This is a genomic window from Virgibacillus chiguensis (assembly GCF_900129865.1).
Taxonomy (GTDB): domain Bacteria; phylum Bacillota; class Bacilli; order Bacillales; family Amphibacillaceae; genus Virgibacillus; species Virgibacillus chiguensis.
Window position 1 is genome coordinate 1 of record NZ_FQXD01000001.1, and the last position, 23,425, is coordinate 23,425.

Sequence of the window (23,425 nt, forward strand, 5' to 3'; positions counted from 1 at the left end):
AAAGAGTTATATTCATGGGTCAAAAAGAGTGATGTTGGCAGTAAGTCGAACTCTTCTAGTAGCAAAAGCTCTACTAAATCCATAAAAGTTGGCAGCAAGGTATACCTAAGCAAGGGAGCGAAAAAATATGTTACTGGTGAAAATATACCGTCTAGCATTAAAGGCAAAACCTACACTGTGCAGCAAGTAAAGGGAAATAGGGTGCTGCTTAAAGAAATTTATTCGTGGGTATATAAATCAGATGTAGGTGGTTCTACCGCATCCAGCAAACCAAAATCAAAATCATTTTCTGTTGGCCAAAAAGTAACGGTTAAAAAATCTGCAAGCAAATTTGCGACTGGCGAATCGATTGCTGACTTTGTTAAGGGTAACTCATACACGGTTAAACAGGTTAAATCAGATCGTTTGCTACTCGATGGTATTATGTCTTGGGTGCGTAAATCGGACGTTTATTGATTTAAAAAGCCCCGTCCTTAGTTGGATGGGGCTAAAAATATTCAACTTGATTAAGAATGTATGTTCTGTTATGATTTATTAAAGGAAATATATACTATAAAAAGCAGGAAAATAGTCCCTATTTGTCGAAATTATACCTGAGCATCATAAGGAAAAAGACAAATAAAGGGTGGTATTTCTTGAGTTATAAAACAGTGCATTTTCACAAACTAAATTATTTAGAAAAGAAATTAGTAAGCGTACCAGGGAAAGCAGATGAGTTGAAACGTAGTTATTTTTCAGAGAATAAACTGAGGTTGAAACTTGAAGATGTATTAAGCAAAGAATTATCAGAGGGTTGTCTAATTCTAGAGATGGGTAATAATCAAATCACTCTAGAAGTGTTGAGTAATACTAATGATTACATTTTTGCAAGGCTTGGCAAAATGCAGGACATTAAAACAGTTCATCTTAGAGATAAAAAAACGTTACGTGCTTCACCTATACAAAAAGCAATAGATCAGGAAATAGAGATATTCACGTATTTAATTATTAATAAGTACAATATGGTAGTTACTTATATAACCGAATTGGGTGCACCTCAGATTAAGAAAATAGAAAGAATAGCGAAAAGATATTTTTCCGAATCAGAGTATTTAGAAGTTGTTCCAATTCTTGTTCCAGATGCTTTAGAAGTATTAAAAAAGAAAAAGAAAATCAGTAAAATGGATTATAAAATAGCTTTACCAATTAATGATCTATTAGATAAAGATCATTTAAATTTACCTGTGGATGACATTCTAAAATTAAGAGAGTTGAAATCGGCTACTATTGAAATAAGTATTACTGGAAAAAAAGATAAAAATATAGTAGATGATATAAAGAATAATTTAAGTACGCTAGTTGAAAAAGTGAAAGGTAACAAGTTTGGAGACGTAAAACAATTAAGTTTTAATGCCAAGAATGAAGGAGAATACACCCATAAATATAACATTTTTGACGAGATTTTTGTCCGTAAAACCAGGATGAATACAAAACAAATAGATAGAAAAATAGATGAATTAGATTATAACGACGAGGATTACCATTATAAAGTTCAAGAAATCATCCATGAGGAAATAAAACAAAATTTACTTTCCGTCTATAAGGTAAATGAAGAAGACTTAGAAAATTATATAAAAGTTTCTTAAAGTAAAGGGTGGTGTTACTTGAATACTTTTATTCGTAGGAATAAGTTAAATGTTGCCTTACTCCTTAGTTGTTTAATAACTTTTACAATTGTAATAAACAAGCAACTGTTAGCCCAAAATGAAATTTACAACAGTAATTTTGTTTCTGTTAATTCTATTTTTGCAGGTTTTTTGTTTACTAGTTTAGGGATAATAGTAGGTATATTAGATAAAGAAATTATCGTTTTTTTAGATAAACATGGCTATTTAGATAGTTATATTAACGGAATTATAATCGGTCTAATAATGCATATTCTTTCAGCTGTTTTGGAACTTTTATTTAGTAATATAGAATTCACTGTTAGCCGTGATACTGATATTTTTATAAAAGAAATTGTGTTTTCGTTATTTTTGACAGGATTGGTATTTTTTATTAAGTCAACCTTTAATGTTCTTAAATTAATTAGGTTAATACGGAAATACAATAAAGGAGAAATATAATTTTCAACTTTCACTGCAAGTTTTTTCCCACAACAAACCACCTCCTGTAACCATAATCGAAATGAGTTACGGGTAGGTGGCATTTTTTGTTAGACTAAAAGCTTTTAATTGTTATAATTAGGGAAAAAGGGGAAGGGGGATTTACACACTTGACTGGTTATATTTTTAATGAATATAAAATCAAATATAGGAGGAAATCAATTGGCCAAGAAAAAGTATTATGATGAACATGGAAATCAAATTCGTTCAAAACCACCAAAACGAATTTATCAAAAATGGTGGGTTTGGTTAATGGTGGTTGTTGTGGTGTCTGTTGGAATCGCTGTTCTTGGTAGAGAAGAAAACATAGAAAAACCAGTATCAACAGGAATTTCGAAAACTGAGAAAGAAGATAAAGAGACAAATGCAGCTGATCCGGAGGAAGAGGGAATGAGTGAAGAATTAACTTATACATATGAAGATTTTAAAGGAACATATGCATTATTTGAAGGAGAGCCGTACAACTCTCCTATAGGGTTAGATATAAGGGTGATTGGAGACGATTCCTATAGAAGTTTTAATCTTTGGGATGTAGGTATGGCTTCTACCATTCTTGATAAAACAATAGAAGAAAATATTTTAACGCTTCACAGCGAAAGTGAAACAGAACAATTCGAGCTACGTTATGAAGGTGATAAAAAAATTATGCATTCAATTACAAATGGACAATCATTTTATTCTATGTCTAGTCAGGATTTACAAACTCACTATAATCAATCAGAAATTGATTATGCACGAATTATTTTGACAATAAATGGTGAACCAAGTTTAGATCAATGGCTTGTGTGGGAAGATCCTGTTGTTAAGATAAATCATAGTTCAGCTGATGATCCAGTCTTTCAGATTGCTGATGATATTGTTTATCCAGATGACGTAACTCATTTATCTAGCACTATAATGGATTCTAATTACATTAGCTATACAGCCAATGGCGACGGATATATCACGATTTATCCTAATCCATCCCATTCTCGAGCTAAACAATCCGAAGAAGAAAATCGTCAACTTGCTCAAGAAGTTTTAGATAATGCTTATACAATATATGTAGAGCCGTTCGACCCCTACACTGTGGCAGATTTTATTGGACGTGTTGAATTTGTATATGAATAATAATGGGATTGAGTAGGACGTTTAAAATCGCCCTACTTTTTTCTTTTTAATTCTTCCCAAACAAAGTAAAAAAAAGAGTACATACAAGGGTTTATCATTGAAAAACCAGATGTAAATGAATTGAGGTTAATTTTTGATTTAGTCGATGAAAAAGATCCCTCTAGTTTTGATTATTTAGCTGAAGAATTAAATTATAATTTAACTTTTGAATGATGTAAAAAAGCCTGCAATTGGCAGGCTTTAATCTTAATATAAACACCCACGAATGCACCCACGAAACACCCACAAAAAAATGAAAAAGTATGATAATCGTTGAAAGAGAATTTTCATAAAAACCTGTTAAAACCTATTTATTGAAACAGTATGAATTAGTAATAAAGCAAGGGGCTGATTTAAAACACAAGTACACCCGTGGGAAAGAGAGCAATATATAAGAACTTATTAATAGCGGAAGCCCCTGACACTATTGGTGTCGAGGGCTTTTGTTTTGGTAATTCAAATCATAGTTTGTTGGTTTCTCGGTAAACACCCAGAGATTATCCGGAAAAATAGTCGCTCATATCTTATTGTTTATTTTATTAAATATGTGCACATTTTTAATAGTTATTGAGTTAACTTTTAAAGCCTGAGCTGAATTTTTTTGTTCAAGTTTAGTACGAACGACTAGTCCAATCGTGCATGTCTTTTTTTCATTTGATATATCAAAGGGAATTCTAAGTTGGCGGAATTGTTCATAAGGTTTATTAGCGATAACGACAATGGTGTTAAATTTATGGACATCAGAGAAAGAATAACCCCTTAGAAAAGATCAATAGACTATGCAAATATTTAAAGAGTAAGGGAGGTAAATAACATGCAGAAGCTTAAAGATAAGTATTTGCTAGAACGTCGTTACCTTACAAATAAAAATGCCCGCCCGCAAATTAAGAATCTAGGTGTAAGTTTTTTAGTTGCTCATGAAACAGCGAATAATAATGCAGATGCAGATGCACATTATCATTACTTTCAAAATATTGACCCCAACATATCTGCTCATACGTTTATTGATGACAATAAGATATTAGAGATTATTCCTTTAGATGAAAAAGCTTGGCATGTACGCTATGATGTACCAAGAGATAACCAAATGTTTGGCGATGATGCCAACGATATTGCGATTGGTATAGAGCTTTGTCGTACTGGAAACTTTGATAAAGCATACGATCGTTATGTTTGGTATCATGCTTATCTTTGTAAAAAATATGAGTTGAATCCAAAAAAGGACATTGTTGCGCATTCAACGCTTGACCCTAGCCGCAGGAGTGACCCACAAAGTTGGCTAGAACCAAATCGTGTAAGTTGGGCAGAATTTATAGCTGATGTTTATAATTACTATCTTCATTGGGAGGATGAAATTGAGTTAGAGCCCAAGCCATCCAAGCCGGCAAAACCAGAAGGTGTTAGAGCTATAGAAACGGATTTAACAGGAGCTCGTATAAAAAATGTTTACAGTGAAAATGTAAATTACTATGACACTCCAAGGTGGAATAACCCATCTGGCACTTTTAAACCTGGTCATGGTTGGATAATTGTTGATAAATACCTTGTTCATGGATCACCTATGTATCAAGTGAAAAATAGTAAGGGTGATAAATATTTTATTACGGCACACCCAAAATTTGTGCAAGTTGTTGGCAGTATGTCTAATGAGTCCGGCCAACGTATTAACCAAACAATGGAAGCTGGTGACAAGGTATATCTTCGTAATACAGCTAAGAGATATTACACAGGCCAGACCATACCGTCAAAGTATAAAGGAAAGAGGTATACTGTGCAACAGGCGGAGCCAAACAAAGTACTCCTTCAAGAACTTTACTCTTGGGTGTACAAAAGAGATTTACAAGGGTATTATAATGAATCAATGGATACACTTGCTAGCTTTATTGATAAACGAGTAGAATCTATTCACAATGGTAGGCTTCGTTTTTATAAACAACCTTCTTGGTCGGATAAACATGTTGTTGGCCATCTAGAAAAAGGAGATGGTTTTCCAACCATCATAAACAAATTAAAAGTTGGTAATGGCTACCAGTATAAGGTTAAAAATAGCAAAGGCGTAATTTATTATGTTACAGCAAGTAATAAATACGTTAGAGTAGAATAGTATACGAAGTACTCGTGTCGATAATAACCCAACTGTTAAAATAAATTCTAACAGTTGGGCAGTACTTTTTGCATGATAGAATATCGCTATAACTTAGATATTCCTAGGAGACTAACAAGTTTATCAAGGATGGTGGAAGGGCTTTCTTGTAAAATATATCTCTCTTTCAAAATGTAGTTTTTTGCTTGTCTAGAGTATGTACGCTTGCGCTTAAAGCGTGCTTATCTATACATGTGCATAAATATTACAACTTAGCATGTTGACCTATACTCGCATGAATTGGGTAGCCAAAAGCTAGCTACTACAAGGGCCGGCTGATTATAATTTATAATGGGGATAAAATGCGTACAATAAATGATCGTTTTTGTACATATTTAAAAATAGCATTTATAGTAGCAGAACAAAAATAGATTATGCACGTTTAGATTGGATTGAATCAAAAAATAGTTAGTTAGGCTACGATGGTAAGTACATAAGTGATTTTTGTAGTAATTATTTTATGTAATGAAACAACGCTTTATTTTAATGCTCTTTTTACGATAAGGTGTAAAACGAGAAAATTTATTAATTTTATCATATTATAGAAATAAAGGAGGTGTAAGGAGTGAAAAAATATACAATCACGTTTCATATGACAGATGGTACTGAAATTGTTACAGAGGAAGAGCGAGAAAGTAAAAAAGATTTTTTCTTTAGTTTAAAGCGCTATGATTCTAATTGGTACAAAAGTAAAAATACAATAATAAATTTAGACAATGTAAACAGCATTATCCTGAAAGAGCAATCAGATGGAATGCTGAAAACTGGTAATGAAGAAAAAGAATTACGAAATGTTGTATGGTGACGAAGCATATCAGTGCTTCGTTTCTTTGTTTCATAAAGTCTTAATGGGGGTTTACATTACTCCTTTAAACTTGTCGTTGCCTATTTTACCTAACGAAACTGCTTGAAAAAATCAAACTCATCAACAATGGTATGTCAACAACTTCTTCTATTATCCATTATTTTATATAAAACGGAATGAGCTAAGGTGCATAAAATGAGATTGCGATATTTAACTACAACCTATCAACAATTTACTTAATGCTCCCCACAGCAATAATTGCCTATTTCTTTTAAAAAACGTGGGTGACTGTGTGAAATTCGTCAAGGTATACATATTCAGTTTGATTCAGTTTTACATTGCACACTCCACAGTGCATATTATCGCTCCTTTTAATATTGATTCGACAGTAAGCATTAATTTCCTTTCTGCTAATAAAACAAAAAGAGAAGGCATAAAAATCTTCTCTTAAAATAAAAGATAGCCTTCTTCAAAAGAGGGCGGCACCCACTTATTTGGTAGGAGCTATTTGTTATGTCTTTAAAAGCAAAAGGAGATCCTATTGCCAATTTGTATGAAGATATTGCTGCGGAAGAAAAGGCGCGGACGATATACCAATGGATTATTGATCTGTCAAGAAAACAGATTCGAGTGAACTACAGATTTCTGTGTATCCAGTAGGTATTGACTCTGGAATCGTTCCATAGTTTATACTTACAAACATAGTAACTATAGATAAAGGAGTAGTTGTACAATGTTCACATATGATGTAGCAATAATTGGTGCAGGAGCAGGTGGTCTAAACACCGCTATGGAAGCAGCTAGTATGGGAAAAAAAGTTGTATTAGTTGACAAATATAAGCCAGGCGGAGAATGTACTTGGGCGGGTTGTATTCCAAGTAAAGCACTTATTCAACTTGCTGATGAAATTCATACGGCAAAAAAATATGCCAACATTGAAGTGAATGGGAAGCAAATAATGAGTAAAGTTCGTCAATTAATAAAAAAAGCGCATCAAGCGGAGGCAGTAGAGCAATTACAGGCTGCAGGTATTGAATATATTCAAGGTGATGCGAAAATTAACGATCAACATAGCATACGTGTAGTCGATGAAATCATTACTGCTGAAAATATAGTTATTGCCACTGGATCAAGAGCACTTATTCCTTCTATTAAAGGAATTGATCAGGTTAACTATTTAACAAATGAGAACGTCTTTCAGCTTGAAGATTTACCAAAAAATCTAATCGTTGTAGGGGGCGGCCCTATCGGTGTTGAATTAACGCAAGCTTTTCAACGGTTAGGAGTGCAAGTAAAACTAGTTGAAATGGCTGACCGTATTTTGTTTAGAGAGGAAAAGGGCTTAGCACACCAGCTCCAGAGTACGTTGGAAGAGGAAGGGGTGCAACTGTATACATCTGCGAAGGCGCTTGAAGTAAAACAAGCAAATGGTACTACAACACTAACTATAAATAGGAACGATGTACTTGAACATATTGAAGCAGAACAGATATTGTTTGCCTTAGGTAGAAAGCCGAATATAGAAAATATTGGTTTAGATGATTTGGGGATTTGCTATACTAACAAAGGCATTGAAGTTAATGAATATAATGAAACTTCAGTTCGCAACATTTATGCTGTAGGAGATGCGGTTGGTCCTTATTTATTTTCTCATATGGCTGGCTTTCAAGCTAAACAGGCAATGCGACATGCATTTTTAGAAATGCATACCCCCATAGAGCAACACCCAGCTTGGTGCACCTTCACACATCCAGAATTGGCTAGAACAGGGATGACTGAAAATGAAGCAAGGGAGAAATTTCAAGACAAGTTTAATGTTTATACAGTAAGCTATTCTGAATTAGATAGGGCTGTTGTTGATCAACAGACAACTGGAGAAGCCAAAATAATTTGTGATCAAGATGGGTTTATAATTGGAGCAAGTATTTTAGGGGAAAGAGCCTGTGAGTTATTGGGCGAATTGCAACTTATGAAAACATTCCATATTCCCTTCCGTAAACTAAAAGATACAATTCATCCATATCCGTCTTATAGTGAAATTCTGACACAGTTAAGCAACGTAGCTACTGAGTAATTGAAATAAAAGCGTTTCTTCAATACCATATGTTAACCTCAAGTCTTGAATAAACGAATTCAAGCAGGTACCCTTTTATAGTACTAGAGAAAAAGACTTGTATTCATTATACAGGTCTTTTTCAATTTTTTCTTCCTTTTTTGTCTTATTAAGTTGTGTAACGTCCGTTGATAAATTTAGAATTGTAACGTATTCTATAGTATGTTAGATAACATCTACACACCTTATGCTAGTCGCTTTTAAAGACAAAACAAAGGAGTTTTTAACATATGGCTGAAAAATATTTTAAAACAGGAGACATAGCCAAATTTCATGGGGTGTCTAGTGACACAGTGCGTTATTATGATAAAGAGAATTTAGTTACTCCTTCTGTTGTTAAAGATAATAGATATAGGTATTATTCTTTGAATGATGCTTTAAAGTTTAGTAATGTGACTTGGTTGCGTGAACTAGGTGTACCTTTAAAAGCAATTAAGAACTGGCTTGATTATAAAGATTTGACAGATGTATCGGGATTTAACGAGACTTATTTAGAGACATTATTGCTAGAGAGAGAGTTATTAGATAAAAAAATTTATTTTTTACAAGAGTTAAATAGAAGACTAGCCTCTTTTCAAACAAAACCAAATATGTGGGAAGTAGTTAAGGATAATTACATATTTATTTGTAAAGGATTTAACTTTACAGCTGATGATAAAGGATTCAATATTAATGAATCCAACCTGTATGATTCCCAAGAAGATGTTTTTTGGAATAAAACTTCGATGATTGTTTATCAAAACAACTTAAGGGATTTTCATCATCCTAAAAAAGGAGAAGTATATTGCTCTAACATTATTTCTAGTATCGATCAAGATATCAAAAAAATTAGTTTTCCAACAGCACTTCGTTATAATTTTGTAGGCAATCCCTTCTCTAATATGAGAAAGATGCAAGAAATCTTGAAAGAAGCAAAGCAACATGCCACTACGCATCAGTTGTGCCTCGAAGAATACTGTTATTCATTGTTTTACCTTTCGCAAATTAAGGAAAAGAGCCCCGTTTACTATGTGCATATTTATTGTCCTGTTCATTATACAGGGGAATAATGACAGAACAAAATTCATAGTAACCCAATATTTATACACTAAAAACTGCCAATTGGCAGTTTTTAGTGTATATGTCGATACAATCCAATAACTTTCCCTAAAATGGTTACATTATCGTATACAAGCGGCTCCATCGTTGCATTTTCTGGTTGTAATCGTATATGATCTTTTTCTTTAAAAAAACGTTTTACGGTTGCTTCATTATCTGCTGTCATTGCAACAACAATTTCACTGTTTTGTGCTGTGTTTTGCTGTTTAACGATTACCATATCTCCATCTAAAATTCCGGCTTCAATCATACTCTCTCCTTCAATTACTAAAACAAATAGACTATCATCAGGGTTAGCTGTATTTGCAGGAAGTGGAATATATTCTTCAATATTTTCTACAGCTGTTATAGGTAATCCTGCTGTTACTTTTCCGATAACAGGCGCATAAAGTGCTTCTTCTTTTGGAATAGGATTCTCTTCTTCCAAATGTAAGATCTCAATTGCTCTTGGCTTTGTAGGGTCGCGTCTAATATAGCCTTTGTCTTCAATTCTAGCTAAATGCCCGTGAACAGTCGAGCTAGATGCCAAACCCACAGCCTTGGCAATTTCTCTTACAGATGGTGGATAACCTTTTTGCATTACTTCATCTTTTATATAATCTAAAATCATTTGTTGCCTTTTGGAAAGTTTAGTCATGAATCTATCACCTCGCACATAATATTAATTAACCTTAGTTTACCATTAGATAAAACTTCGCGCAAACATTCGTTCGAAAAAACGCTTGACAAGATCATATGTTCGAGTATAATAAGTGTATAACACGAACAAAAGTTCTGTATTGTATAAGGAGGGCTATTAGATGTTTCAAAAACTGACCAAAACAGACGCATTCTATCTTGTAGCTTTTGCATTAACATTAGGTTTCTTATATTATTCTATTATAATGAGTTAATATGATAGAAGGAGTAAACATTGTGAAGGCAGTTGTATATTGTAGGGTAAGTACTGACAAAGAAACTCAAGAAACATCATTAATAAGACAAAAACAGGAGTTGGTTAAACTGGCAGCTGAATATCAACTTGCTGTGGTCGCTTGTATACAAGAGCAAGAGAGCGGATATAGTATCGATCGAGATGGGATATTTAAGATGTTAGAGATTTTTTCTCAAAAAAGGGCAGATTGTTTATTGATTCAAGACGAGACTCGGTTAGGTAGGGGAAATACAAAAATTGCCCTTTTTCACCAGCTGCAGAAATTACATGTTCCAATTTATACAAGTTTTCATGGAGGAAAGTTAGAGTTATCGGAAGCAGATTCCATGGTGTTGCAGATCGTTGGAATTGTGGAGGAGTATCAACGCAAAATACATAATATGAAGATAAAAAGAGGGATGAAGCAGGCGATTGCAAAAGGTTATGATCCTACTTTAAATCTTTCGAATAGAAATGAAGCCCCAGGAAGGCAAAGATTAGAATTTCCTGTTGAAGAAGTTATTAATTTACGCCAAACTGGTCTGACGTTTAAAGAAATTGCTAATACATTAAATGGTCTAGGTTACAATGTATCAAAGGCTACTGTCCATAGACGCTATCAAGAATACAAAAGCAAACAAAAATAAAATTATTCTCAGAAGGACAAGTTCTTTGCCCTTCTCTTTTTTATATGGTAATGTAAATAAATCATGTTGATAAGCACACCTATTTTATCTCAATGACATCTCTTGTACAATGAAAGAAAGTGCAATTTTTGTCAACGAAAACTTATCATTTAACGGAATGAAAATATATGCTGAGGGAGGGTAGATGGATGCTATCAAAAGGTAAGATCGAACGTATTAATGAGCTTGCAAGAAAATCTAAAGCGGACGGACTAACTATTTCTGAACAAAACGAACAAAAAAAATTACGTCAGGAATACTTACAGGGTGTAAGAAAATCATTTAAAAATCAGTTTAAAACAATGAAAGTAGTTGATCCAGAGGGAAATGATGTAACACCGAAAAAAGTAAAAGATTTACAAAAAAAGCACAACAATAAGTAGTAATACCTATTTTGCTATAAGTGCATGATTTCACTTGTAGCAAAATAGGTTTCATTATAGAATGAGTATAGGCATGATTATGAAAGGAGTTTTTACTGAAATGGTAAATACAATTGAGCAGCAATCTATTAATACAATCCGGACATTGTCTATTGACGCTATTGAACATGCAAATTCTGGGCACCCAGGTCTCCCAATGGGAGCAGCGCCAATGGCTTATACGTTATGGACTGACTTTATGAACCATAACCCAAAAAATTCAAAATGGTTTAATCGTGATCGTTTTATTTTATCAGCAGGCCATGGATCTATGTTATTGTACAGTTTACTACATTTATCTGGTTACCAAGTATCCATGGATGATCTAAAATCCTTTCGACAGTGGGGATCTAAGACGCCCGGACATCCTGAAGTTCATCATACGGATGGAGTAGAAGCAACTACTGGGCCTTTAGGACAAGGTATTGGTATGGCTGTCGGTATGGCAATGGCAGAAGCACATTTGGCTGCTAAATTTAATCAAGAAGATATTGCGGTGGTGGATCACTTTACATATGCAATAGTGAGCGATGGCGATCTAATGGAAGGTATCTCTCATGAGGCTGCGTCTTTAGCAGGACATCTGGGATTAAGTAAATTGATAGCACTTTATGATTCTAATGATATTTCTTTAGATGGGGATTTAAATAAATCTTTCTCTGAAGATATTGAAAAACGTTTTGCATCATACGGCTGGCAAGTATTAACTGTCAAAGATGGTAACGATGTCAATGAAATTAGACAAGCTATTAAAGCAGCGCAAGAAAATCAAGAACAACCAACTTTAATTGAAGTGAAAACTATCATTGGATATGGGTCTCCAAATAAATCTGCTTCGGCAGCTTCTCATGGCGCTCCATTAGGTGAAGATGAAGTGAAACTGACAAAAGAATTTTATAAATGGACACACGAAGAAGATTTCTATGTGCCCGAAGAAGTATATGAAGATTTCAACCAAAAAACAGTTAAAAGAGGTGTTGAAGAGGAGGAAAACTGGAATCAACATCTAGCAATGTATAAAGAGAGGTACCCAGAATTAGCTAATCAGTTTGAGCTTGCTCTCAACGGTGAACTTCCTGCAGATTGGGACAAAGAGCTTCCAGTTTTTGAACCGGAACAAGATACACTAGCTACAAGGGCATCTTCTGGAAAAGTATTGAACGCTATTGCTAAAACCGTTCCAAACTTCTTTGGTGGTAGTGCTGACTTAGCCGGCTCAAATAAAACTACCATGAACGGGGAAGATGATTTCTCTCGTAAAAACTATGCTGGTAGAAATATTTGGTTTGGTGTACGAGAGCATGCAATGGGCGCAGCTTTAAATGGTATGGCATTACACGGTGGATTAAATGTATTCGCTGGTACTTTCTTTGTGTTTAGTGACTATTTGCGACCTTCCATTCGTCTTGCATCAATTATGAACACACCTGTCACTTATGTGTTTACACATGATTCTATTGCGGTAGGGGAAGACGGTCCAACGCATGAACCTATTGAACAGCTTGCTTCACTACGAGCAATGCCTGGTTTATCGCTTATTCGACCAGCTGATGCAAACGAGACACAAGCAGCTTGGCGATTAGCTTTAGAATCTACAGATACACCGACAGCACTTGTGTTAAGCAGGCAAAATTTACCTACGCTTTCTGGTACGAAAGAACATGCGTATGAGGGTGTTAAAAAAGGTGCTTATATTATTAGTGAAGCAAATAAAGAAACGCCTGATGTAATCCTTCTGGCAACTGGGTCGGAAGTACAATTAGCGATTCGTGCCCAAGCCGAACTGAAGGAAAAAGGTATAGAAGCTCGCGTAGTAAGTATGCCATCTTGGGATCGATTTAAAGCACAGGATAAGAGCTACCATGAACAAATTCTACCTCAAACTGTCAAGAATCGGGTAGCTATTGAAATGGCGTCTCCATTCGGTTGGGAAAGATATGTAGGTGAACACGGGAAAATTATTGGTATTGATACTTTTGGAGCCTCTGCAAATGGGGAGAAAGTAATGAAAGAATATGGTTTTACCGTGGAAAATGTAGTTAAGCACGTAGAATCATTTGTTAATTAAGTAAAAAAAGAGTGACCTGCAAGTTTGGGTCATTCTTTTTTTACTCTAGTAAATAATCATTTATTTTTATCTTAATCGAATATATTATAGTGATCGCCAAAGACAGACAAAAGAAGTGGTAATTTTCTTTAAAACCTGACAGTATTTTTAATATATAACACGTATAATAGGTATATCTAATAACATCCTGCATGATAGTAGGAAGATCGGAGAGATTATACCTATGCACATGTATTCTATATACCACTTGACAGAGGAAGTAGCTAAGAATTATTTCCATAAAAGTAGCTTACTATATCGGTTTTTTATGGAATTGAAATCCCAACCTAATCGTTCTGATTTGCGTAGACAATTTGATTACATTACGTATCCAATTTGTTATAAAGGAATTTTGCTAACGATTCAACGTTTTAATTCTGCTAATTTATTTGTAAATATAGACAAGCATAGGGTTAGTATATATAATAAGAAGGCGTGCATTTCTTTACATATTGGTGAAAAACATTTAAAATTTCATTGTGAAACGTTAGAAATCGCTGAGGAAATACTATTTCCAATATTACGTAGTTACCAACCATTGCTTTTTGTCGTTGGCGACAATATACAAAACTTCGGTTGGATAACACCAATTTTGGAATACAGTCAACCAGAACAAAATGAGGCAATGTATTCCTAGTATTAATTTACTATACTGTTTTAAGAGACAACACGAAGGAGGAAAGCTTTACATGGACACAATATGGGTCGTATTAATCGCTGTAGCAGCGTTAATTATTGGTGTTGCTCTTGGGTTCTTTCTTGCAAGAAAATATATGATGAATTACATGAAAAAGAATCCACCGATTAATGAACAAATGCTACGAACATTAATGATGCAAATGGGTCAAAAACCTTCCCAAAAGAAAATTAATCAAATGATGCGTGCAATGAACAACCAGTCCGGAAAATAAAAACGTTGATATGCCAGTGGTTTTAGACGTTGGTCTTCATTATCAAAAAAGTGCTTTTGATTAAGTTTATTAGCACACTTTTAGTATTATTTTGGGTTGATTTTCCTTGAAACCACTTATTTCTGTAAAAAATTAAGCAGAAAAGGTGGTTTTTTATTTTATGTTTTTAATAGGTTTTATACAGAATGTCGTCCTCAATCTCAATCGCAACGCAATGAAGTTACTGCAGCGTGGACAAATACACTTATCCCCCCTCTTTTAAAAGAAGTAGAATTTAAGGGGGAAATAGATAAACGATTAAAAACAAGTGATGAGAAGAAATTGGAGGAATGTTGGAATATATACGTTTTTCCAATATGGATGCATAGGCTTACACTACGTAAGAAAAACGTTTTTACGTTGAGAATAAAGGATCTTACAATCGTTCATGCTTCCGTTATAAAGAAACTATGAACAATACGGTAAGGGTTTTGAAGCGAGATTCACTTGGTACTAGAAACTTGAACATTTGAAGCATGAACTTTTATGGCAGCAACAGGTAAAAAAGGTGCTAGTTTGAAATACACATAGCAGAAGAGATATACGGAGACTCCTGTGAAAAACGGCGACTGAGACCCCACAGCAGGCTTTATGAGGAGTATCGGGCGGGTTTGTTCACGGGAAGCGGAGTATGTCCCTCTTGAGACCTAATAAAAAGTGTTTTTTATGGAGAACAAGCTTTTAACCAAAAAGTTGGTGGCGTAAATATCATACCAGTTCCTTTGACAGAGAACCTTTTTAATTTTGTATTTAGTTTCTGGTCTCACTGAGCAAAACTTTGTGAAGTTTATTTTGACATTTTATTAAATATGATTTCCTTTTAAGTACTTTAAGTTTTCTGATATATCTTCCTCGTAATTTCGAAGTGATGGAGAGTATAAATTGATGAAGACCACTATAGCAAAAATCAACAAATAAAATAAAGTTTTCATATTAAATCCTCCCTGATTAAATTGTGTTCTTAGTGTCCAAGTACATTTGATACTTATGAGAAATTATACTGTCTAAAATACGTTTAAACAAATGATTCGTTTCATGGAAGTTTTACTTTAGGAGAATGAATAAACAATATAGTAATTTATAAAAAGTTTTTAAGCGATGCAGAACAGCGTTATTTAAAGCACAATAAGTTTTATTGGTATCATTAGCATCATCCTTTCTGCTAAATTCTTTCAGATGAGTCTATATAATTAAGTAATACAGGTGCTTGAGTAATCTATAAGCTCATAGAAGAATGGTTAAAAACTTTATGAATAATTATGATTTTTAAACGTTTTCACTTGATTGTCAAAAATGTTTGCTAGACATCGATTGCTAGTTTGATACAATAGACACATTGAATAATAATAGAGGAGGTATACCTTTGACGGAAATAAATGTATTCATCGCTTTTGGAGCAGGTTTTCTCTCCTTTATATCTCCGTGTGTATTACCTTTATATCCAGCATTTTTATCCTATATTACAGGTATGAGCGTAAATGAGTTAGCTGAGGACAATAAAAAACTGAATGCAAAAAGCATATTTCATACGGTTTTCTTCTTGTTAGGATTTTCTGCCGTATTTATTATGATGGGGTTTGTAAGTTCGGGTATATCTGATTTTTTACTTTTGTACCAAGATATAATTCGGCAAATTGGTGCTATTGTGATCGTGTTTTTTGGGTTAGTTATTGTTGGTATACTAAATTTTGATTTTTTAATGAAAGATCGAAAAATAAATTTTAAAAATCGTCCAGCAGGATTTATTGGCACGTTTATTATCGGTCTAGCCTTTTCCTTAGGATGGACGCCATGTACTGGCCCAATTTTAGGGATCGTATTATCATTAGCTGCCACAGAGCCTAATACCGGTATGATGATGATGATTGGATACATACTTGGTTTTTCGGTACCTTTCTTCGTACTATCATTTTTCATTGGTAAATTAAAATGGATAAAAAAGCACAGTTTAAAACTTGTTAAAATCGGCGGCTATGTCATGATTTTTATGGGGATCGCTTTGTTTTTTGATTGGATGACCGCGCTAACTTCATACTTAGCAGGATTATTTGGTTTTTATGGCTTCTAATGGATTTTTAACTTATGATATATTACAATAAAAACTATAACTGCTATTAAAGGGGCAATACAAATGTACAAAACGAATGATCTTATTTTACGAACCACTGCATCTTTAATTGCGTTTATTCTACTAGGTTTTGCAGTGTATTTGTTATTGGCTGGACACAATTCTCCTGGTGGTGGGTTTGTTGGAGGCCTTATGACTGCTGGTGCTATTCTATTAATGAATATGTCCTACGGGTTTAAAGAAGTAAGAAAGGTGTTACCAATTAATTATGTGAAATTAATTCCTGTTGGCTTAGCAATCGCTGTTGGTACAGGTATTGGTTCTTTTCTTTTTCAACAGCCTTTTTTATCTCAAACCTATGGTTATTTTCACTTTCCTATATTTGGAGAAATTGAGTTAGCTACAGCCATGATTTTTGATTTAGGTGTATACTTAACAGTTGTAGGTGTAATGATGACGATTATTTTATCAATTGCTAATGATACGGAGTAGTGAGGAGGAAATGTGGCATGGCAAAAATACTTTTAGTCGATGACGCTAATTTTTTGCGGACTGCGCTCACTTCGATTCTAAAAAAGAAAAATCATGAAATTGTTGGAGAAGCAGAAAACGGCAAAGAAGCTGTACGACTATATCAAGAATTGACAATGCCCGTAATGAACGGTATTGAAGCTATGAAAAAGATTATTGAATTAGACTCTAAAGCTTCCGTAATTATGTGTTCGGCAATGGAGCAACAAAAGGTAGTTTTTGAAGCGATAGAGCTTGGTGCAAAGGATTTCATTGTTAAGCCATTTGACGATAATCGCGTCCACGACACCTTTGAGCGTGTCATATATTCCACGTGACACTTGTTTCTTAATTATTAAATAATTTTTGAAGTGACGCTTTATTTATTCGTCTATTACTTTTCCTCTCCATGTCACACGTAAACAAGTAAATTATTTAGGTTATGATGGGAGAAAGTGAATTGCACATGTTTTGGTTTATTACAAGTACAGTTGGGGCAGCTATTATGGCAACTTCTATGATTTTTTTTCGATTAAAAGCAGCAAAAAGGCCGGCTTCTGTTAAGAAAATCATTCTACCACCACTTTTTATGAGTACTGGAGCGCTAATGTTTTTGTTTCCTATGTTTCAAATTAGTTGGTATCAAGTTTTAGAAGCTTTTAGTGTAGGTGTACTATGCTCCTTTTTTTTAATTAAGACATCCAAATTTCAAATACGGAATCAAGCAATTTATTTAATTCCGTCTAAAGCATTTGCTTTTATACTATTTAGTCTATTGTTATTTCGTATTGTTGTTAAGCTTGCTATAGGAAGTCATATATCTTTTGGTGAAACAAGCGGTATGTTTTTCCTATTAGCTTTTGGGATGATTTTTACTTGGCGCATAGCGATGCTTTATAAATATTTACAGTTGGAAAAGGAATTAAACACTAAAGTAAATAATTTTTAATCAGAAGGTACTACTATAGATTTTATTTTTATTTAATTAATCTAATTCCAAATAAATTTTTAAAAAGACTTGGCTATTGCCAAAGCTTTATGACGATAACTCTAGTTTTTCTTCTACTATAAACCCTAAAGAATTTATATTTTCCTATAATGCAAAAAACCGATCTTACTTTTTATATGAAGGATAAGTCGGTTTTTTGCATTATAAAAGATTTGCAGATAGTATTATAATAAATTTTTTTCAAGACCATTAAAATAAATTTATATGGTTATAATTGATGTTTTCTCTTCCAATCCGAATTGTAATCATTATTGGATTGTTGAAAGAAAGGTTCATAAGGTGCAGTATCAATTTCTTTTTCAGCTAATTTTTTTCGTAAAAATTTATGATCACGTTTGGGGGTAGCAATTATATACCCTTCAATTAATACATCTTGCGTAATTTTTTGTTTGCTTTTTGCTAAAGCAACTTCTCCAACTTTGCCGACAATCTTATGTCTTGCAACATCACGGAATAGTTCAGGAACAGGAGAAACCAATTCTTCTAAAAGTTGTTTTTCTTCTTCATCCCACATATGTTTTGTTATATTTACATAATAAGTTTCCCAATCCATTGTCGATTTTCCATCTTTCTTTGGCAATCGTTTAAGAAATTTACGAAACATGAAGTAACCGCCAATAGCCATAATTGCAATCATAAAAAAGCCCCAAAAAATAATTAAGTAATCAACAAAAACCGACATCATCCTCCTCCTCCCCTTCTTTTTTCCAAAATTTCGCAAGAATTTGACAAAATATTTAACTATTTAATTTATTTTTTCATTCACTTATAGTAATATTACTAATAATTGGATGTTTAAATACGCGGTCAATTTCATTATAAGCTGAAAAATATATGGAAACAAGCGTCATACTATTAAAATTGAATTCATATAATTATGTAACAGAAAGGAATTGTTGATATTTGCAAAAGAAGGGGGAAATATGATGAGGTACGAAAAAGAGATAGGAAATACCGATGAAACTATTCATTTAGCTGAACTGGAACAGATACAAAGGAATAATCTTCAATTGTCGTCTTTATCGACATCTATGCTTACTTGGATAGAAGAAAATTGCCATGATATTATTTCCGTTTTGAATGAGGACGGTTTGTTTGTGTATACTTCCAAATCTGTCGAGCGTATTCTTGGCTATCATCCATCCCAATTAATCGGAAAACCATGGTATACATTTGTATCCACAGAAGATATTGACTATATTAAAGAAAATTGTGACCGTTCTCCAGCGCTAAAGCGGTTTTATCAACTGAATGTTTTAAATAGTGCTGGAGAAGCCATTTGGTCATCTTGTACACTAACTAAAATGAAAGAAAAAGATACAGACAGAACTTACTATCTTTCCATTATAGCTGATAAGCGAGATAAGAAAGAAGTAGAAGAAATAATGATTCAATCAGAGAAAATGTCTGTAGCTGGTCAATTGGCTGCAGGTGTTGCTCACGAAATTCGTAACCCTCTAACATCTTTAAAAGGTTTCTTGCAGTTACTTCAAGCGGGTGTACGGAAAGAAGAATATTACAATATTATGATAGAAGAAATAGAAAAAATGGAAACGATCACCTCAGAGCTGTTATTTATTTCTAAGCCATTAACTGAAACGAAGAAATTAGAATCAATTGATTCAATGATTCGTGATGTAATTGTATTGCTTGGGCCTCAAGCGAAAATGAAAGGAATCTTTATTGAATATGGTGGCTCAGAAAAAGATAAAATTTACTGTGATCGTTCACAGATTAAACAAGTATTAATTAACTTAATTAAAAATGCTATTGAGGCTATGGAACAAGGAGGTAGCATTCGAATTGTAACTAGTTCTTCCGAATCCCATGTAGATGTGTGCATTATTGATGAAGGGCCTGGAATACCGCAAGAAATAATACATAAATTAGGTGAGCCTTTTTTCACTACAAAACAAAGTGGTACAGGATTGGGACTTATGATTACAAAACAAATTTTAGAAAGACATCAAGCGTTTTTAGAGGTGAAAGCTAATGAACAGATTGGTAGCACATTCAGGATTATCTTCCCAATACCAGCATGATTTTAAATAAGTCAGAGCATAAAAATTGAAAGCATAGAATGATCATATAAACAAGTAATTGGAATAATATTATTTTATATAAGTATTTCTTATCGATATGCATAATTTTTTACTATAAGCTTAAGAGGGTTGAATGGTTTGTTTTATGTTGGTTTTTCTTATAAGATAGAGACAGTGAAAGGTTTTATATTGTAGATGTAATAACAAACGCTGTATTTTGGTATGGCGAGCATGAAGAAGAAAGGGGTACACACATGGGGAAGAACAATACATTAAATGCAAAAAAGCAATTTAAACTCAATGACAAAACGTACAATTATTATGAACTAAAAGCTTTAGAAGAAGCTGGTTTTGGAAAAGTAGCACGATTACCTTTTTCAATACGTGTGCTTTTAGAATCTTTAATTCGTCAACAAGATGGGCATCAAATTAAAGACGAACATGTAGAAGGATTAGCAAAATGGGGGACAAAAGAGGGCGAAGGGGTAGATGTGCCTTTCAAACCATCCCGTGTTATTTTACAAGATTTCACTGGTGTCCCAGCCGTAGTCGATCTTGCTTCACTAAGAAAGGCTATGGTAGATATGGGAGGAGAACCTGGAGAAATCAATCCTGAAGTACCGGTAGACTTAGTTATTGATCACTCTGTACAAGTAGACCAATATGGTACTGCGAATGCACTAAAAGCTAATATGGAATTGGAATTTGAACGAAATGCAGAGCGTTATGAATTTTTAAACTGGGCACAAAAAGCATTTAATAATTACCGTGCAGTTCCACCTGCAACCGGGATTGTTCACCAAGTAAACTTGGAATATATAGCTAATGTTGTTCATGGTATAGAAGATGACAATGGCGAATATGAAGCGTTTCCTGATACATTAGTAGGTACAGATTCACATACTACGATGATAAATGGTCTAGGAGTATTAGGATGGGGCGTAGGAGGTATTGAAGCAGAAGCAGGAATGCTTGGGCAACCATCGTACTTTCCTGCACCTGATGTAATTGGTGTGAAATTTACAGGTAGTTTTCCAAATGGCACTACAGCGACCGATTTAGCATTAAAAGTTACACAAGTGTTACGTGAAAAAAATGTAGTAGGTAAATTTGTAGAATATTTTGGTCCAGGTCTACAAGATATGCCATTAGCTGACCGAGCAACGATCTCAAACATGGCGCCAGAATATGGTGCTACTTGCGGATTCTTCCCAGTTGATGAAGAATCATTAAATTATTTAAAATTGACAGGTAGGGCGCAAGAACAGATTGACCTTGTAGAAAAATACTGTAAATTAAATAACCTCTGGTACTCACCGGATCAAGAAGATCCAAAGTATACAGAAATTGTAGAAATTAATTTATCCGAATTAGAACCAAATCTATCCGGGCCGAAACGTCCGCAAGATCTCATTTCTTTATCTAATATGAAGAAAGAGTTTAATAAAGCAATAACAGCACCAGCTGGAAATCAAGGTTTTGGATTGGATAAATCCGAATTTGATAAAGAAGCTGTTGTCGAACATCCTAATGGGAAATCTTCTGTAATGAAAACAGGTGCGCTTGCAATTGCTGCAATTACATCTTGCACGAATACGTCAAATCCTTATGTAATGTTAGGAGCAGGGTTACTTGCGAAAAATGCTGTGGAAAAAGGTCTAGAAGTTCCGGAATATGTAAAAACTTCGCTTGCACCTGGATCAAAAGTAGTTACACGGTATTTGGAAGATGCAGGCCTAACTCCATACTTGGATAAACTAGGTTTTAACTTAGTTGGGTATGGTTGTACTACATGTATTGGTAACTCAGGCCCTCTACGTGAAGAAATCGAACAAGCAATTATTGAAAACGATTTGACTGTCGCTTCTGTGTTATCTGGAAATCGTAACTTCGAAGGACGTATTCATCCGTTAGTAAAAGCAAACTATTTAGCTTCACCGCCATTGGTTGTTGCTTATGCGCTTGCAGGTACAGTGGATATTGACTTGAAAAAAGATGCATTAGGAACAGATAAAGACGGAAACCCAGTATTCATGAGTGACATTTGGCCTTCTATGGAAGATATTAAAAAACAAGTAGAAGCAGTTGTCCAACCAGAAATATTCCGTAAAGAGTACGAAGATGTATTTAGTTCCAATGAGCGTTGGAATCAAATTGATACTACAGATGAACCACTGTTTGAGTGGGATAGTGAGTCTACGTATATTCAAAATCCTCCATTTTTTGAAGGGTTATCGAAAGAACCTGGTACTGTAGAACCTTTACAGAATTTGCGAGTTGTTGGGAAGTTTGGTGATTCTGTTACAACAGATCATATTTCACCAGCTGGAGCAATTGCAAAAGATATGCCGGCAGGAAAATATTTACAGGATAAAGGTGTGTCACCTCGTAATTTTAACTCATATGGTTCACGTCGTGGAAATCATGAAGTGATGATGCGTGGTACCTTTGCAAATATTCGAATCCGTAACTTAATTGCACCAGGAACAGAAGGTGGATTTACAACATATTGGCCAACAGAAGAAGTTATGCCAATCTATGATGCTGCCATGAAGTATCAAGAAGAAGGTACTGGTCTAATGGTGATTGCAGGTAAAGACTATGGAATGGGCTCTTCTCGAGATTGGGCTGCAAAAGGAACGAATTTATTAGGAATCAAAACAGTTATTGCTGAAAGCTTTGAGCGGATCCATCGGTCAAACTTGGTTATGATGGGAGTTCTTCCTTTACAATTTAAGCAAGGAGAAAACGCTGATAAATTTGGTTTAACTGGAAAGGAAACCTATCATGTGGCAGTAGATGAAAGTGTAAAACCTCATGATTTGGTTAAAGTAACAGCAGTTGATGAATCTGGTAAACAAGTAGAATTTGAGGCTATTGCTCGCTTTGACAGTGATGTAGAAATTGATTATTATAGACACGGCGGTATTTTACAAATGGTGTTACGTAGCAAGTTAAGCGTTATTTAACAAAGAACAAGTGAAGATCTCTGCCTATTTATTGGCAGAGATCTTTTTTAAAAGATTAGAAAGCATATAATTTAATGCTATGGCGTAACCACCAAATAACCGAATGTGCACCCGTTGGGCTCCATCACCTAGAAACGAGGTGACTTCACGAATCGCAGTATCATCATTGGTTCGTCGTTAATAGAAAAGCCGACTAAAAACGGGCTAGTCGCCCGAAATCAGTACCTCCCTCTGTTTTAATGGCATAATTCCTAAATCTTTATTTGATTCGTTCCATTTGTCTAGGTGCTAAACGAC

The 23,425-nt window shown here is 34.3% G+C and carries 20 protein-coding genes and 2 pseudogenes; 20 read left to right on the top strand and 2 right to left on the bottom strand.

The window, feature by feature from the left end; translation table 11 throughout:
- From BUB45_RS19700 to BUB45_RS00045, 9 genes and pseudogenes are all read left to right on the top strand, one after another.
- On the top strand, positions 1–456 hold a 456-nt coding region (locus BUB45_RS19700), incomplete at its 5' end, for a hypothetical protein (protein WP_342068333.1).
- Between the two features lie 179 nt (positions 457–635).
- Entirely contained in the window at positions 636–1,625 is a 990-nt protein-coding gene (locus BUB45_RS00010; protein ID WP_073003959.1) for a hypothetical protein, read from the top strand.
- An 18-nt stretch (positions 1,626–1,643) separates the two neighbouring features.
- Positions 1,644–2,105 (top strand): hypothetical protein, encoded by a 462-nt coding sequence (locus tag BUB45_RS00015; RefSeq protein ID WP_073003961.1) that lies wholly within the window; start codon positions 1,644–1,646, stop codon positions 2,103–2,105.
- 201 nt (positions 2,106–2,306) lie between these two features.
- On the top strand, positions 2,307–3,254 hold the full coding sequence (locus BUB45_RS00020) for a hypothetical protein (RefSeq protein WP_073003962.1): 948 nt from the start codon (positions 2,307–2,309) through the stop codon (positions 3,252–3,254).
- 853 nt (positions 3,255–4,107) lie between these two features.
- Positions 4,108–4,632, top strand: a pseudogene (locus BUB45_RS19480) (peptidoglycan recognition protein family protein); the annotation flags it as partial.
- 1,369 nt (positions 4,633–6,001) lie between these two features.
- Entirely contained in the window at positions 6,002–6,241 is a 240-nt protein-coding gene (locus tag BUB45_RS00030) for a hypothetical protein (protein WP_073003965.1), read from the top strand.
- Positions 6,242–6,760: 519 nt separating this feature from the next.
- A pseudogene (locus tag BUB45_RS00035) lies at positions 6,761–6,889 on the top strand (manganese catalase family protein); the annotation flags it as partial.
- Between the two features lie 85 nt (positions 6,890–6,974).
- The gene (locus tag BUB45_RS00040) at positions 6,975–8,315 is read left to right on the top strand and encodes a dihydrolipoyl dehydrogenase family protein (protein ID WP_073003967.1); all 1,341 of its coding nucleotides are present in this window, start codon (positions 6,975–6,977) and stop codon (positions 8,313–8,315) included.
- 269 nt (positions 8,316–8,584) lie between these two features.
- A complete protein-coding gene (locus tag BUB45_RS00045) occupies positions 8,585–9,403 on the top strand; it encodes a MerR family transcriptional regulator (RefSeq protein ID WP_073003968.1) in 819 nt (272 codons plus the stop codon).
- A 62-nt stretch (positions 9,404–9,465) separates the two neighbouring features.
- On the opposite strand, the gene lexA is transcribed toward BUB45_RS00045, so the two are convergent.
- Entirely contained in the window at positions 9,466–10,089 is a 624-nt protein-coding gene (gene lexA / locus BUB45_RS00050) for a transcriptional repressor LexA (RefSeq protein WP_073003970.1), read from the bottom strand.
- A 278-nt stretch (positions 10,090–10,367) separates the two neighbouring features.
- On the opposite strand from lexA, the gene BUB45_RS00055 reads away from it, so the two are divergent.
- From BUB45_RS00055 to BUB45_RS00100, 9 genes are all read left to right on the top strand, one after another.
- Positions 10,368–11,012 carry a YneB family resolvase-like protein gene (locus BUB45_RS00055; RefSeq protein WP_073003972.1) on the top strand — a complete coding sequence of 215 codons (645 nt, stop codon included), beginning with the start codon at positions 10,368–10,370 and terminating at the stop codon, positions 11,010–11,012.
- Between the two features lie 188 nt (positions 11,013–11,200).
- On the top strand, positions 11,201–11,434 hold the full coding sequence (locus BUB45_RS00060) for a DUF896 domain-containing protein (protein ID WP_073003973.1): 234 nt from the start codon (positions 11,201–11,203) through the stop codon (positions 11,432–11,434).
- Positions 11,435–11,534: 100 nt separating this feature from the next.
- Positions 11,535–13,541, top strand: coding sequence for a transketolase (tkt, locus tag BUB45_RS00065; RefSeq protein WP_073003975.1), 2,007 nt, complete (start codon positions 11,535–11,537; stop codon positions 13,539–13,541).
- A gap of 229 nt (positions 13,542–13,770) precedes the next feature.
- On the top strand, positions 13,771–14,217 hold the full coding sequence (gene sirA / locus BUB45_RS00070) for a sporulation inhibitor of replication protein SirA (protein WP_244527642.1): 447 nt from the start codon (positions 13,771–13,773) through the stop codon (positions 14,215–14,217).
- A 52-nt stretch (positions 14,218–14,269) separates the two neighbouring features.
- Positions 14,270–14,491, top strand: a complete 222-nt coding sequence (locus BUB45_RS00075; RefSeq protein ID WP_050352841.1) for a YneF family protein — start codon at positions 14,270–14,272, stop codon at positions 14,489–14,491.
- A 1,402-nt stretch (positions 14,492–15,893) separates the two neighbouring features.
- Positions 15,894–16,598, top strand: coding sequence for a cytochrome c biogenesis CcdA family protein (locus BUB45_RS00085; protein WP_073003980.1), 705 nt, complete (start codon positions 15,894–15,896; stop codon positions 16,596–16,598).
- A 63-nt stretch (positions 16,599–16,661) separates the two neighbouring features.
- The gene (locus BUB45_RS00090) at positions 16,662–17,090 is read left to right on the top strand and encodes a Na(+)/H(+) antiporter subunit B (protein WP_073003982.1); all 429 of its coding nucleotides are present in this window, start codon (positions 16,662–16,664) and stop codon (positions 17,088–17,090) included.
- Between the two features lie 17 nt (positions 17,091–17,107).
- On the top strand, positions 17,108–17,446 hold the full coding sequence (locus BUB45_RS00095) for a response regulator (protein ID WP_073003984.1): 339 nt from the start codon (positions 17,108–17,110) through the stop codon (positions 17,444–17,446).
- 128 nt (positions 17,447–17,574) lie between these two features.
- The gene (locus BUB45_RS00100) at positions 17,575–18,057 is read left to right on the top strand and encodes a CcdC family protein (RefSeq protein ID WP_073004821.1); all 483 of its coding nucleotides are present in this window, start codon (positions 17,575–17,577) and stop codon (positions 18,055–18,057) included.
- A gap of 268 nt (positions 18,058–18,325) precedes the next feature.
- Here BUB45_RS00100 and BUB45_RS00105 read toward each other — a convergent pair whose 3' ends face one another.
- Complete coding sequence (locus BUB45_RS00105) at positions 18,326–18,799, bottom strand: DUF2621 family protein (RefSeq protein WP_073003986.1); 474 nt, start codon at positions 18,797–18,799, stop codon at positions 18,326–18,328.
- A 244-nt stretch (positions 18,800–19,043) separates the two neighbouring features.
- Here BUB45_RS00105 and BUB45_RS00110 point away from each other — a divergent pair, with 244 nt between their 5' ends.
- Both BUB45_RS00110 and acnA read left to right on the top strand, forming a co-directional pair.
- Positions 19,044–20,159: an ATP-binding protein gene (locus BUB45_RS00110; RefSeq protein ID WP_073003988.1), complete on the top strand. Its 1,116-nt coding sequence runs from the start codon at positions 19,044–19,046 to the stop codon at positions 20,157–20,159.
- A gap of 254 nt (positions 20,160–20,413) precedes the next feature.
- Positions 20,414–23,128, top strand: coding sequence for an aconitate hydratase AcnA (acnA, locus tag BUB45_RS00115; protein ID WP_073003990.1), 2,715 nt, complete (start codon positions 20,414–20,416; stop codon positions 23,126–23,128).
- Positions 23,129–23,425 lie beyond the last annotated feature (297 nt).

Excerpts from the sequence above, each read along its gene's own strand:
- BUB45_RS00040 (WP_073003967.1), top strand. The coding sequence starts at position 6,975 with ATGTTCACATATGATGTAGCAATAATTGGTGCAGGAGCAGGTGGTCTA.
- BUB45_RS00045 (WP_073003968.1), top strand. The coding sequence starts at position 8,585 with ATGGCTGAAAAATATTTTAAAACAGGAGACATAGCCAAATTTCATGGG.
- lexA (WP_073003970.1), bottom strand. The coding sequence starts at position 10,089 with ATGACTAAACTTTCCAAAAGGCAACAAATGATTTTAGATTATATAAAA.
- BUB45_RS00060 (WP_073003973.1), top strand. The coding sequence starts at position 11,201 with ATGCTATCAAAAGGTAAGATCGAACGTATTAATGAGCTTGCAAGAAAA.
- tkt (WP_073003975.1), top strand. The coding sequence starts at position 11,535 with ATGGTAAATACAATTGAGCAGCAATCTATTAATACAATCCGGACATTG.
- sirA (WP_244527642.1), top strand. The coding sequence starts at position 13,771 with ATGTATTCTATATACCACTTGACAGAGGAAGTAGCTAAGAATTATTTC.
- BUB45_RS00075 (WP_050352841.1), top strand. The coding sequence starts at position 14,270 with ATGGACACAATATGGGTCGTATTAATCGCTGTAGCAGCGTTAATTATT.
- BUB45_RS00090 (WP_073003982.1), top strand. The coding sequence starts at position 16,662 with ATGTACAAAACGAATGATCTTATTTTACGAACCACTGCATCTTTAATT.
- BUB45_RS00095 (WP_073003984.1), top strand. The coding sequence starts at position 17,108 with ATGGCAAAAATACTTTTAGTCGATGACGCTAATTTTTTGCGGACTGCG.
- BUB45_RS00100 (WP_073004821.1), top strand. The coding sequence starts at position 17,575 with ATGTTTTGGTTTATTACAAGTACAGTTGGGGCAGCTATTATGGCAACT.
- BUB45_RS00105 (WP_073003986.1), bottom strand. The coding sequence starts at position 18,799 with ATGTCGGTTTTTGTTGATTACTTAATTATTTTTTGGGGCTTTTTTATG.
- BUB45_RS00110 (WP_073003988.1), top strand. The coding sequence starts at position 19,044 with ATGAGGTACGAAAAAGAGATAGGAAATACCGATGAAACTATTCATTTA.
- acnA (WP_073003990.1), top strand. The coding sequence starts at position 20,414 with ATGGGGAAGAACAATACATTAAATGCAAAAAAGCAATTTAAACTCAAT.